The following is a 13,504-nucleotide window of genomic DNA, read 5'->3' on the forward strand; positions in this document are numbered from 1 at the left end:
CCCGTTTATCCAGGATTAAAAAGGTACTTTTGAACGTTAAAAATTAAAAATCAAAAATGCAGAATATTTCCCATTTTTAATTTTTAATTTTTAATTTACGCCACAGCGGCGATCGGGCGGCTGGCCGAAGGACGGCGATCGATCACTTGATCCACCAAACCGTAATCCTTAGCTTCATCGGCGGACATGAAGAAATCCCGTTCCGTATCTTCTTCAATGCGCGAAAGCGGCTGACCGGTATGATCTGCCAAAAATTGATTCAGGCGCTGTTTGTGGTACAAAATCTCTTTTGCCTGAATTTCAATATCCGTTGCTTGTCCTTGAGCTCCACCGAGAGGTTGGTGGATCATGATCCGGGAGTGAGGCAAACTCATCCGCTTGCCTTTAGCGCCGGCACTCAACAGAAAAGCCCCCATGCTGGCGGCCAAACCGAGACAAATGGTGCAAATGTCCGGGCGGATGTGGTTCATTGTGTCAAAAATGCCCATACCTGCTGTTACCGAACCCCCTGGGGAGTTGATATAGAGGTAAATGTCTTTCTCTGGATCTTCTGCGTCTAAAAATAGCAATTGGGCAACGATCAAGTTGGCTAAGTCTGAGTCAACCTGTTGGCCCAAGAAGATGATGCGATCGCGCAGGAGTCGCGAGTAAATGTCAAAGGCGCGTTCGCCGCGACCGGATTGTTCTATAACTGTTGGGATCATTGACGCCAGCCTGCCTATTACGTATCTTTTTTTTATTTTAGCGATTTGGGCTCATTTATAGCGAGCGGTTGAGGGGGGGGCGATCTAGAAATCGGCAAAATCCTTGAGCTGGGCGGGGTTGAGGCGCGATCGAGTCCCTAGTGGAAACTTGAACGGGTGGGATTTCCTCACTCTCAGGAAAAACTGTAGCTGCGTATTGCAAAGAAAAGGTTGTTATAGCCTTTCCGGTTACGCCGGAATGATGTTGACTGTTGACTGTTGACTCGAATTTATTATTCCGATGAATAGAGGATTTGATATTACTCCAGGTATAACTTGGCTCGAATATCCTTTTAGTTTCCATCGCTAAATCCCCACTGGAATTCCATCCCATGAATCTTTTCTACCAAATCTGAAACTTTCACCGGTGAATCATCAGGTACTAAATCGCGATCGAGTATTTGTTGAGCAGTTGCCAAATCCTGACTTCCCGTAGCATCGCTGGTATGAAAGACTAGACAATTCACTTGACTGAGACGAGCAGACAACAGTTGCAAAAGAGCCATCAAGACACGATTGCCACCGTAAGCTCCGCATCCCCAGAAGCCTGTATGAATAATCAAAGTTGGTGTTTGAGCCGACTCTAACTGTGACTCAATTCGTGCTGCACAAAATCCAGTGAATGCTGTTTTAAGAATGTATTCAATTTGTGCAATGCTATAAGAACCCTCGCCATAGGAAGGAGCTTCTATCGCAATGATGTTTGTGATTGTAGGCGGGTTTAGAGGTTTTGTCGCTTGGGCGATCGCATCTGATGTCGCTCGTCCAAAGTTATTGCCGTAAAGACCAAAAGGTCGCCCCTGTTCTGAATTGCGATCGGTAGCGATCGCACACCTCCGTTCTACCCCACGAATCAGGATCGGGGTGGGTTGTTGACTCTCCACTGTTAATGGCTTAATGTTGGAATCTAGTAAAGCTTCTCGCAGTGAACTGAGTGCTGGATGTTCAGCTACCTGCATTTCGTCTTGGGCAAATAGCGAACCACCATAAGCACAAAAAAGATCGTAATGAGCGAAATTGAGATACCACTCCATCTCAGTGCTATCTTGGGATGGCTCGTACCCAAAGTATGCCTTTCGCTCAGAAATATCTGTCTGATGTTCCAGAGGAGAAAGATATTCTGGAAAAGGCATTGCGTACCATCGGGAAAATGCTAATTGACCCCGATGAGTGCATCCAGGCGGACAACAAATATCATAAACTATCTGCTTGTTAGGGTCGTAAAATTTGGGTGGGTGAGAATTCATCAAAGCCTGCGTATCAAATGTCTGCCGACAGATCAAGCTATCTAAAAAGTTGTTCATTGCTCTCTCCATTCCGTGATTAAAACACTTTTTAAATTAATAAATAAATACGTTAACTGCAAAAGGCTGTGGATGTCAAGCCCTACTAGCTCTTAGAACCTTGACTTTTTAAAGAAGTAGGGGTTTTAGGTATTCTGTTTTTTTACTCAAATTTTGATCGCCCAACCTCGGCGGTACATTCCATACAAAATCAACCACCAACACAATACCGCTGTCACGGCAAATGCTAAAGAACCGTTCAGTGGCCCCGCCCACGGCACAAACCAGTTTTCGTAAATCCAAGTGTAGGTACTTGGAGGATTTTCACCGCTACCGATATGAGTTTTTAATAGAAGTCTGGCGACAATTCCAGAGGCAACAAACACGAAAATAGCATTCACTCCCATGATTTCAAACGGTCGCCCCCATTTCCAATTCCGCACTTCTATTGTTTCGTAGCAAGCTGCTAGCAATAGCAACGCCCAACCTGCGGTAAAGACTACATAGGAACTCGTCCACAGTTGTTTGTTAATCGGAAATAAAAATCCCCACAAATGGCCTATTATCACGCAACTGAGGCCGCAGATTGCTAAGTTGATACTGGTGCGGGTTTTAATTGGCTGCACGCGCAACCATTCCCCTGTAAAATAGCCGATGAGGACTGTGACAACTGCGGGTAATGTGCTCAACAATCCTTCAGGATCGAAGGGGCCGCCTTTGTACAGGTGTTGGCTGCCGAGAATTAGCCGATCGACATATCCCCCTAAATTTCCTTCTGGCGTGAGTTCGCCGGCACTGTACCCCCCTACAGCGCCTGCGGTTAGTGCAGCCCAATAGCCCAAAAGCACGGCAACCGCGAGCAGTTTTTGATGGCGGGGGGAAAGGTTGAGAATGGCGATCGCACTGATGAAATACGCTAAGCCGATGCGCTGCAATACTCCCATGATGCGGATTTTACCGAAGTTTTCCACCGGGGCGCTGTTGAGAAGTACGTCAAGGGCGATCGAAGATGTATTTAGCAGTAATCCTAATATAAATAAAATCGCCGCGCGGCGCGCAATTCGCCAATAGATATTTGTTTCTATTTTTGTAGTAGTTTCAGTATATTTTGACAGCGAGAAAGACATCGCGCAGCCCACGATGAACAGGAAAAACGGAAATACCAAGTCTGTGGGCGTGCAGCCGTGCCATTCTGCGTGTTCTAGCGGCGGATACACCTGTTTCCAACTGCCGGGGTTGTTGACTAAAATCATCGAGGCGATCGCAATTCCGCGAAAAACATCAAGGGATTTTAAGCGCATAAATTAAGTTATTTGTTCACTGTTGACTGTTCACGGTTCACTGTTGACTGTTGACTGTTGACTGTTGACTGTTGACTGTTGACTGTTCACAATCTTAGCTGATGCCCAATGCCCAATGCCCCATGCCCCATGCCCCATGCCCCATGCCCCATGCCCTAAATTTCAATTCCTTCCAAAGTCATAATGACAGCATTCTTCATCAACATATCGCAGCGATCGGCATAAAAAGCTGCGGCCTTATCATACTTGTTGACTTGCAACACGCGCAAAAACATTTGCCTTGCTTGCGCGAATTGTTGCTGGTAGTGAAAAAAAATTCCCTGTTCAAAATAAGTTTGAGTTTGTGCTTTTAGTTCGATCATCATATCCGAGTCGCCGTCGTAAATTTCAAATACAGCCACAGGCGTTTGTTTTCCTTTGACTTGAACGCGATCGAGAAACCGACACTTATAATTTTGGGGATCGTCTATTCGACAAAGAGTCTGGACGCTAGCTACAATACCGACTCCGTAAAGCTTTGTCAATCCTTCCACACGCGCGGCTAAATTCACAGCATCAGAAATTACCGTACTTTCCATCCGTTCCGCTTCACCAATAGTACCCAACATTAAAGTTCCCGTATGCAAACCAATCCCTATCGAAATAGGTTGATATCCGCTATTTTGCCTGTGTCTGTTATAAATTTTAACTTGCTGCTGCATCTCAATTGCCGCTTGAACCGCATCTTCAGAACGGTTAGGAAACAAAGCCATAATTCCGTCACCAATGTATTTATCTATAAAACCGTTATACTGGCGGATAACTGGACCAACTCGGCTTAAGTAAGAGTTGAGAAATTCAAAATTTTCTCTAGGAGACATACTTTCTGACAGACTTGTAAATGAGCGAATATCGGCAAACATAATCGTCATTTCCGCCTGTACAGAGTCTCCCAATCTGGCATCAACAATGCTTTCAATCTTGAGAAACTTTAAAAATTCGCGGGGGACAAAGCGGGCCGAAGCTATTGCAATCTTTTCAAGTTCGCTTTTGCTGGCTTCGATTTGAGTCAGAGCGCGAAATGCTCTCAGCGTTGTCACTACTGTGGTAAATAACTTTTTGTTTGTGAGTTCTGTTTTAGTTTTGTAATCGTTAATATCGTAGCTGACAATTACAACATCTTCCGGCACTTGTCCCGGCTGTCCGGTTCGCAAAATAATTCGCACTATTTTATTGTCTAAAATATCGCGGATGTATTTTACAACTTCCAAGCCTGCCTCTTCTGTTTCCATCACTACATCCAGTAAAATCAATGCTACATCTGGATGGGCTTGGATCATTTCTTTGGCTTCTTTACCAGAAAAAGCGCTGATAAATGTGAGGGATTTGTTTTCAAATGTAAATTCATTTAAAGCTAGCTTTGTAATATTATGAATTTCTATTTCATCGTCTACAATTAAGATTTTCCAACTGTCTGGAATCGGTTGTTCTTGAACCTCGTCTTCTTCCGCAAATATTAATTCATCGTCGCCCAATGCTATTAATTCGTCATCGTTCGCAGCGAATAGTTTTTTACTAGCTTCTGACATTAATTACTCTCCTAAATAAAATTCTATTAAAACTCGTGTTATAATAACTAATTACTAATTTTAGCTGGAAACTCCATCATAAATCTTGTACCTTTGTTCAATTGACTTTCGCAGGTAATTGTACCTTTGAGTTTTTGCGTAACGAGGTTGTAAATAATGTGCAGTCCTAATCCTGTGCCGCCCTTACCTCTTTTGGTGGTAAAAAATGGTTCAAAGATTTTACTGAGATTTTCTGGGGAAACTCCTTTGCCGTTATCTGCATATTCAAATATTAGCCGATCGCCCTCTAGCTTAAAATCAAAAGCCAGAATCCCTTCGTCTTCTCCATCGTAAGCGTGAACCAGGGAATTAAACACCAGATTTGTCACAATTTGACACAACACACCAGGATAACTGTCCAGTACAATATTTTCATCGCCTTTAATCTCTATTTTGTGTTTAGTTCTTCTTAGTTTGGCGGTTAAAGATGTCAAAATTTCCTCAAGATAATTTTTTAGGTTAAACGTGCGTTGTAATTCGCTCGACTGATCTACAGCCACTTCTTTAAAACTGTGAATCAAGTCAGCCGCCCGCGTCAAATTTGATAAGATCATATTACTGCTTTGCATGGCCGTATCCAGGAATTTTTCTAACTCGGAGCGTTTAATTTGCCCCTTGCTGTAAAGCTCAAAAAACTTTGTAACTTTTTCCGCCAGCAGCGAGGCGGCGGTGATACCGATGCCGATGGGAGTGTTGATTTCGTGAGCAACACCTGCAACCAAACCCCCAAGGGCAGCCATTTTTTCCGATTCTACCAGTTTCTTTTGGGCAGATTTTAAATCTTCTAAAGTTTGGGAAAGCTCGGAAGTACGCTGCTGTACTAATTTTTCGAGATTCTGATTGAATTGCTGCAAATTTGTGTAAAGTTGGGCGTTTTCTATAGAGATAGAAATTTGAGAAGACAGCAGTTGTAATATTTCTAACCTTTCTGGCGTAAATGCGCCTGTAGTCAGATTGTTTTCTAAATATAGAATGCCGCTTAGTTTGCCTTGGTGGATTAACGGAGTGCAAAGAATAGATTTAGGTTGAAAAGCAATTATATAAGGTGCGTGAGTAAATTGTCCTTCGCGGCTGGCATCATTTAAAACTATACTTTCTTGGGTGCGGGCGACGTAGTTGACAACTGCAACTGATAGCAAAGTTTCTTCTCGCTCTTCATCTACAAAATTTATAGGAATTGATTGCATGACAGCAACGCGATCGGCATCCACAGAACCCGATGCTTCAATAACCAATTTACCATCTTTTTCTAGTATTAAAAATCCTGTTTCTCCTCCGGCATTTTCAATCACAATTTTCATCATCTTTGCCAGTAGTTTGTCGAGAACTATTTCGCTTGCTAATGTTTGTGAAGCTTTGACTGCGGTTGTCAAATCTAGCACCCCTGCACTGTCGCTCGTAGTGCAAGCGCTGCTGGTAGATTTGCGAGTTTCGATATTAGTTGAAATTGAGGCTAAAGTTAGCCACTGCGGGTATTTTGATTCTAAATGTCTTACTTTGGCTTGTGCTCCCCAGCGCTGATAGCAATAACGCGCTTCTATCAAGTAAGTCTTAGCAATTCTTTCTCGTCCTATGGATAAATAAAATGCTCCCGCTAATTCTGCTGCGAGTGCTTGTATTTGTATGTATCCGTTTTCTTGAGCTCCGGCAATTGCACGGTCGTAATATTCCATTGCTCTGACAATATCGCCGAAAATTTGCGCTATTTCTGCCTCGATCAAGTCGCATTTGTGCTGGAGGTTCATCGGCGCAGAAAGTGATTTTATTTGGAGTTTTCTGAGGTTGCTGCTGGCGCAAAAAAGATGCTCTTCTTGATCCTCATTTGTTGCTTGTGGATAGGCTGCAAGTCTGGCGAGAGAATCGTAAAAATGGTATTCAGGAACATTAATAAAGCCCGCTACTCCATCTAAATAAAGTTCGGCCTGTGCTGCATTGTCTAGGGCTAGCTGAATATCTCCAAATAAATATGCTAATATTAACTTTTGCAAATAAAAGTGCTGTAAACCGACGCGATCGTTAGCTTTCAATAGCAGTCGCAACAATTTTTCTTCGTTATAAGTTTCACATAACAAAAGATTGGAAGTATCCGCATTGTCCATCAATTGCCAAACTGTTTTCTGATATATTTGATTCCAAGTCAATACCGTTTCTTGCTTGAGTTGAAATAACAAATGGTTGTAATTAGCCATTTTTTGTTCTAGCGGCATCAATTCTTGACCGATGAAATACAAGGACTGACAAATATTTACCGCCGCATATCCTAGGGATTCTAAATCACCATTTTCAAGGGCGCTTTGATAGGCTTCTTCTAACAGTGGTAAAGTGTCCTTAACATGATGGTTGCCGTGCATCAAAACGAATGCGACTAAATTAAGAATCTTACTTTTAAATTCTAAAGCATTTAGTCGATCGATCAAATTCAAAGCTAATTGACCAAAGGTATCGCCTGATTCAATATCTCTAATTATTCTTTGTAAAATTGCTCCGTAATTAGCATAACCAAAAGCCGAAAAAACCGAATTTCCGTAGTTAATCGATAAATCAACTTGCTGGCATACAATCAGCGGTAACAGCACTGGTTCAACTATAAACGTAGCTGCAAACATACTGGAAAGCACGCGCATAGTTCCTAACTTGCGCGGATTTGTCATCACAGGTAAGTTAATTAAATCTTCTATTTTTTTGTCGCCTAAATAAGCTACTGTTTGGGCCATTGCTTGCTGAATGTGGAGGGGAACTGGCGACTCGGGCAAGTTTAGTCCTAACATTCTTAGTGCTTCTCTACCAATCTGTACAGCTTCTTGCAGTTTTGTTTGCATCGTACAAGCTGTGATTTGGATTTCAAAAACTTTGATTTTATCTAGTTCATTCTTTGCGTATTTTAGGACAATTTCTGCCCATTTTTCCATTTGTTCAAACTCGGTATTGAGGTAAGCAGCTTCTGCGGCTGACTCGTAGAGTGCCAGAGTCAAATCGTAATCGGTTTGCCAACTTTCCTGCGGCAGCAATTCAATACCTGCGGTTAAATATTTGACAGCCAGTTCGTAAGCTGCACTGGCTTTTGCTTTGCGGCCTGCAATTAAATTTAATTGGCATAATTGAAGTTTTTCTAATTCACTGCTGATGATTTGTCTGGCTGCATTTAGTTGGTTGACTGTATCAAAAATATAGTTTTCTAATTGCTCTGGAGGTGCGTTTTGTAGCAAAAATCTGCCTATTTTGAGATGAATTTCTTGTTTTTTGGGTTCGGATATTAAAGCATAAGCGGCTTGTTGAACTCGTTCGTGCAAAAATTTATAAGTCGCGCTAGCAGCATCAGCGATTGGTAGGGACAATTCATCTGTGAAATCTCTAGATATTTGGTCGGTTACTTCTGTAGTTGCTGCTAGTGCGAGCGGAATTTTGTAGGCGTTATTTACGGGCAGAATCAGACCGGACTGAAGAGCTTCCCAGAGGTCTGTTGCTGTGGAAACTAGAGATTTTCCACAGATTTTTGAGATAATTCCTAAATCAAATTTGTTGCCAACACAAGCAGCTAATTTTAGTAGTTGCTGGGTGGTTTCTGAAAGTTTCTGAATGTGATCGATCATTAATTCTACAACATTGTCAGTTATTCCTATTTCTTGTATTTGCTCGATATCCCACTGCCACTCACCTGCAATTTCGCATTTTCTCAAAGCTGGATATGCTTTTTGAGGATTCGACTCATAAATGTTAGGTTCGGCTATATCGACAGAAATATCGGAAGGTGTAAATTTGTATTTCAGCAGTTTTTTTGAGTAAATATACTTGAAAAATTGAGTTAGAAAAAAGGGATGACCTCCAGTTTTTTGGAAAAGCAATTCTGCTAAATCTAGTGATTTTTCTGGCGAGCAGCTCAGACTATCTGCAACAAATTGATTGACGCTGGTAATATCTAAATGCGAAAGGGATATTTCGCTGAAATTTCCCCCTGCTTTTTTAATTGCTTCGACGGTCAGCATTACAGGATGGTTTGCGTTAAGTTCTTGTTTTTTGTAGGCTGCAATGATTAATAAATATTGATTTTCTAGGTTTGTTGCTAGCAGTTGGATTAACTTAAGGGATGCTGAATCTACCCACTGTAAATCGTCGAGAAAAATTACTAAGGGGTGTGCTTTTTGAGCAAAGACTCGGATGAATTTTTGAAATACTAAATTAAAGCGATTTTGAGATTCATGTAATCCTAAGTCTGGCACTGGGGGCTGCGGCCCGACAATCATTTGTACTTCGGGAAGAACTTCAATAATTACTTGGCAGTTTCCGCCGAGGGCATTTAATATTTTTTGTCTCCAAACTTCTAGTTTGGCAGATGTTTCTGTGAGAATTTGGCGCAATAAGTCTTGAAAAGCTTGGATCAAAAAAGCGTAGGGAATATCGCACTTAAATTTTTCAAATTTGCTATCTATAAAATACCCGTTTGCCCGCAGGATAGGCTTGTGAATTTCATAGACTAACCAGGATTTTCCGATACCGGCAGAACCGGAAATTAATACTATTTCTGTATTTCCCTGTCTCATCCTATCGAAGGTATCGAGAAGCAGATTAACTTCGGCTTCTCGCCCGTAAAGTTTTTGGGAAATTTGCAGGTTACTTGACCTATCGTGTTCGCCGATGGTGATGTGAGATATTTCGCCGGTGGTTTCCAGTTGAAAGAGACATTTTTCTAGGTCGCACCCAAGTCCGAAAGCACTTTGATATCTATCTTCGGCGGTTTTTGCTAATAGTTTCATGACGATATCGGAAACGACTTGAGGAATTTCGTCGGTTTGTGATTGATTGATTATGCCTTGGATTTTTTGTTTTTGATTCTCACAAGGAGCAAGTGGTTTTTTGGCAATATGGCAATGTACTAATTCCATCGGATCGATCGCAGTAAAAGGCACTTCACCGCAGAGCATTTCATAAAAAGTGATGCCGAGAGAATAAAAATCGGTGCGGTAGTCGATCGCCCGATTCATGCGGCCAGTTTGTTCTGGCGACATATAGGCGAGGGTACCTTCGAGTAAATTGGGATGGTGGAGGGCGGGGTTTTCGCCCGGTAGCAGGGAGGCGATCGCAAAATCAGCAATTTTGACATCCCCCGTCTCGATTTTGACAATAATATTGCTCGGTTTAAGATCTTTGTGGATGATGTGGTGTTCGTGGAGTTGGCCGAGAGTTTCTGCTAGTTTGATACCGATTTGCAGAAATTGTTGTAACTCTAGCTGGTTGTTGGTGAGAAATTTTTTGAGAGAAATGCCGCCAAAATCTTCTAAAATTAAAACAGGAACGTGATTGTATTTTTCGAGTTGGTAAAGCTTAACTGTTCCGGGCAAATTCAAATTTTTGAGGATTTCTGCTTCGTGCAGGAGTTGGGCTATTTGTGCTGGGGTTGGGTAGGGCTGCGCCAGAGTTTTGAGGATAACAGGTTTTTGTTGTTCAACCTGCATCCCTCGATAAATAACTGTGCGATCGTTTGTATAAATTTCTCCGTCTATGCGATATCCCGGAATGGTAATCATGCTGCGAATGCGGTAGTTTTTAAGTACAGTTGGGGAGTGGATATTTTAGTTCAAAAGATGGAAATAATCTCGCGTTCGGCCGATTGAAAATAATAAAATTGGTTTGTAGTGCGGACGACCGTCCGCACTACAAACCTTTTTTGTTACGGCAATCGATCGGACATAATATAAATGATAATTTTAGCAACAAATATTTAATGATTGAAACACTTATTATAATCCTCTTTTTCTGATGATTGGCGAAGTAAAAGGAGGCATAACCCCTGGATTCTGTGTTACGAGACAGAGCATGGTAACGAGAAAGCATGGTAACGAGAAATGATGATTTTAGATTGTCCTATCGTTTTCGATTGCATCGTCAGGTGATTTAACCTTATTAGTACACAGAGTACACAGAGTCCGAGAATATATATCTGAATCATTCGGATGCTACCGGATTTGATATCAATTGTCAATTGAATAAGTGGGTATGAATGATGAGATAATGGTTGAGATATTGCCGGGGGCACTGTGAAGTAATTGTAAATCAAGATCGCATTAAGAGGGCTGGTGAGTGCATAGGTAAACAAGCTGCGATCGGGACTGAGGCAAAAAGTGGTTTGAGGCGCTATTGAGACAGTTTTCGGTGCTGGCGGCACGCTCTACAGGCATTTAAATTGTATATTTCAATGACCTATTCCCGTTGGCAGTCAAATCCTATCCACCCTTTCCTCTTCTCTATTCGGGCCCTCTCTCCATATTCTTCTCAAACATAACAGACAATTTAGATGCAAGCAAAACTTAGGTGCGAGTGCCAAAATAAATTGGTGGGTGCAAATCAACAGCTAAAATTTCAAAATCATGCAGAATATAATTGCCTCAAATCCAGCGAATGCTACCGATCGCGCTTTTGGTACCGCAGAGATTAAACTACTGGTACTAGATATCGACGGCACGATCGCAGGTTTGTCAAATGACATCCGACAACCCGTCAAGCAGGCAGTTTTGGCTGCCGAGTCGCGGGGAGTGAAAGTGGCCATCGCTACGGGCAGGATGTACAAATCGGCTTTGCGTTTTCACTCAGAAATTGGCTCAACTTTGCCGCTGATTTGCTACCAGGGCGCGTGGATTCAAGATCCAGCTACTCAAAAGCGACTGCGACACTTGCCGCTGTCGAAACAAACTGCTCTGCAACTATTAGAGCATTTTGAAGCACTGGATTACCGATCGCTCCTTTCGATCCATTTCTATATTGACGACAAACTTTACGTACCGGAAATTACAGCAGCTACCCGAATTTATGCCGAACGATCGGGCATTGAACCAATTGTAATTCAAGATTTGCGGCGAGATATGCCGGGGGAACCGACGAAGGTTTTGGCCTTGTGCGAGAATCCAGAGGTACTCCACGGCTTGCTCAGCAGTATGCGGAAGCGCTACACGCCTGCGGAGCTTTATTTGACTCAATCGGTGGCTACTTTTTTTGAAGCTACGCATCCTTTGGCGAGTAAGGGAGATGGTGTGCAGTATTTAGCCGAAAAAGTTTTGGGTTTGCAGCCGGCTCAGGTGATGGCGATCGGCGACAATTTTAACGATCTAGAAATGATTTCCTACGCGGGTGTGGGCGTGGCGATGGGGAATGCTCCTGATGGTGTGAAGGCTATTGCTGATTGGGTTGCGCCGGATGTGGAGGAAGATGGGGTGGTGGCTGCGATCGAACAATTTGTTTTGGGCGGCTGATATTTCTAGCAATAATAATTTTCCCAATATTATAGGGACACGGCAATGCCGTGTCCCTACAATAACTTAAAAATGCCTTTCCACAGAAAAAGCACCGACGACTGGCCGTGTTTCGTCTCGGTGCTTTCTCTGGTTCGCTCCTCACACGTCCATTAATATAGCCGACTCGCCCGAATGTGTCAAGACTTTTTAGTAAAGTTTTTTTTGAGTCTTTCCAATCCGGGCGGCGGGTGCGGTGGATGGAGGCAGAACCTTTGCTGTGCAAGGGTTTTGGCCGATCGCCCTTTTCGGGCATTCCCCCGAAAAATTTTAGTTCAATTCCTGCAGCCAGTCCAAAATCAGAGCGTTGACTTCACTGGGCCGCTCGTCGTGGGGACAGTGGCCGGTGTTGGGAATTGAAACAAATTTCACTGGTTTATCGTTGGCCGCTAATTCTTGGTAAATTTTGCTGCCGGCGATCGGCGTCCAGGGGTCGTCTGCACCCCAAAGTACCAATAACGGACGATCGACCTTTGGCAGTAATTCTGACGGTTGAGGGCCTGCTGGGGCTGTGAGAATGGAAGCGAAAACTTGTTGAGCTCCGGGCTCGCAGGAGGGCGCGTGCAGGAGTTCTACGAGTTCGTCGGTGATGGCTTCGCGGTTCCCGTAGACTTGGCGCAGGGTGTTGCGGATGCGGTGTTTTTGGCGGATGTTGTTGAAGACAAACGGGCCGATGACGGGCGATCGAACTAATTTAGTAAAAGTCCCCATCACTACTCGCAGCGGGAAATTCAGTTCCTCCGGTCTGTGGTTGAGCCCGCCAGCACAGTTGATTAACACACCGCCTGCAGATATTTCTGGATGGTTGGCGACTACCATCAAACTCAGCAAAGCGCCGATCGAATTTCCGACAAATACCGCCGGTTCCTGTACCAATTCTGTCCAGAAATCTGTCAGCAATTCTTCCCACAATTCCAGCGTATAATCAAGCGCCGGTTTGCCTGAAGCCCCGAATCCCAACAAGTCCAGCGCAAATACCCGGTAGCCCCCCGCCGCGAGTGCGGGGATATTTTGCCGCCAATGTCCTATAGAAGCCCCAAACCCGTGAATCAAGATCAGAGGGCGGCCGGTTCCTTGGACGGTATATTGGATTTTGTGACCTTTCCAAGTCCAAATCAGCTTCTCAAAACTCGTTGCAGATACTAATTGTTGTGCAGTCACGGCTCTAAATGTAAATTTTCGTTAACTTCTTCGATCGTAGCAGAAGTCAGTTGTCATTAGTCATTAGTCATTAGTCATTAGTCATTAGTCATTAGTCATTAGTCATTAGTCATTAGTCATTAGTCATTA

General features: G+C 43.2%; 7 protein-coding genes. 1 reads left to right on the forward strand and 6 read right to left on the reverse strand.

Translation table 11 applies throughout. The features are described from left to right. Nucleotides 1-95 precede the first annotated feature (95 nt). From clpP to QUA97_RS17660, 5 genes are all read right to left on the reverse strand, one after another. The gene (gene clpP, locus QUA97_RS17640; protein WP_194069618.1) at nt 96-704 is read right to left on the reverse strand and encodes an ATP-dependent Clp endopeptidase proteolytic subunit ClpP; all 609 of its coding nucleotides are present in this window, start codon (nt 702-704) and stop codon (nt 96-98) included. Between the two features lie 332 nt (nt 705-1,036). Next, nucleotides 1,037-2,047, reverse strand: coding sequence for a hypothetical protein (locus QUA97_RS17645; protein ID WP_333195372.1), 1,011 nt, complete (start codon nt 2,045-2,047; stop codon nt 1,037-1,039). Between the two features lie 146 nt (nt 2,048-2,193). Next, on the reverse strand, nt 2,194-3,327 hold the full coding sequence (locus tag QUA97_RS17650; RefSeq protein ID WP_333195373.1) for an acyltransferase family protein: 1,134 nt from the start codon (nt 3,325-3,327) through the stop codon (nt 2,194-2,196). A 155-nt stretch (nt 3,328-3,482) separates the two neighbouring features. Next, nucleotides 3,483-4,895, reverse strand: a complete 1,413-nt coding sequence (locus tag QUA97_RS17655; RefSeq protein WP_333195374.1) for an adenylate/guanylate cyclase domain-containing protein — start codon at nt 4,893-4,895, stop codon at nt 3,483-3,485. A 47-nt stretch (nt 4,896-4,942) separates the two neighbouring features. Then, on the reverse strand, nt 4,943-10,456 hold the full coding sequence (locus QUA97_RS17660; RefSeq protein ID WP_333195376.1) for a trifunctional serine/threonine-protein kinase/ATP-binding protein/sensor histidine kinase: 5,514 nt from the start codon (nt 10,454-10,456) through the stop codon (nt 4,943-4,945). Nucleotides 10,457-11,296: 840 nt separating this feature from the next. Between QUA97_RS17660 and QUA97_RS17665 the strand changes: the two genes are divergently transcribed. Beyond that, nucleotides 11,297-12,175: a Cof-type HAD-IIB family hydrolase gene (locus tag QUA97_RS17665; protein WP_194070385.1), complete on the forward strand. Its 879-nt coding sequence runs from the start codon at nt 11,297-11,299 to the stop codon at nt 12,173-12,175. 309 nt (nt 12,176-12,484) lie between these two features. On the opposite strand, the gene QUA97_RS17670 is transcribed toward QUA97_RS17665, so the two are convergent. Further along, nucleotides 12,485-13,375 (reverse strand): alpha/beta fold hydrolase, encoded by an 891-nt coding sequence (locus QUA97_RS17670; protein WP_194070384.1) that lies wholly within the window; start codon nt 13,373-13,375, stop codon nt 12,485-12,487. Nucleotides 13,376-13,504 lie beyond the last annotated feature (129 nt).

Origin of the sequence: Microcoleus sp. CZ3-B2, assembly GCF_036705055.1 — a bacterium.
Taxonomy (GTDB): Bacteria; Cyanobacteriota; Cyanobacteriia; order Cyanobacteriales; family Microcoleaceae; genus Microcoleus.

What these genes read in the sequence shown, in the direction of transcription:
- QUA97_RS17660 (WP_333195376.1), bottom strand. Translation starts at nt 10,456, where the DNA reads ATGATTACCATTCCGGGATATCGCATAGACGGAGAAATTTATACAAAC.
- QUA97_RS17650 (WP_333195373.1), bottom strand. Translation starts at nt 3,327, where the DNA reads ATGCGCTTAAAATCCCTTGATGTTTTTCGCGGAATTGCGATCGCCTCG.
- QUA97_RS17655 (WP_333195374.1), bottom strand. Translation starts at nt 4,895, where the DNA reads ATGTCAGAAGCTAGTAAAAAACTATTCGCTGCGAACGATGACGAATTA.
- clpP (WP_194069618.1), bottom strand. Translation starts at nt 704, where the DNA reads ATGATCCCAACAGTTATAGAACAATCCGGTCGCGGCGAACGCGCCTTT.
- QUA97_RS17665 (WP_194070385.1), top strand. Translation starts at nt 11,297, where the DNA reads ATGCAGAATATAATTGCCTCAAATCCAGCGAATGCTACCGATCGCGCT.
- QUA97_RS17645 (WP_333195372.1), bottom strand. Translation starts at nt 2,047, where the DNA reads ATGAACAACTTTTTAGATAGCTTGATCTGTCGGCAGACATTTGATACG.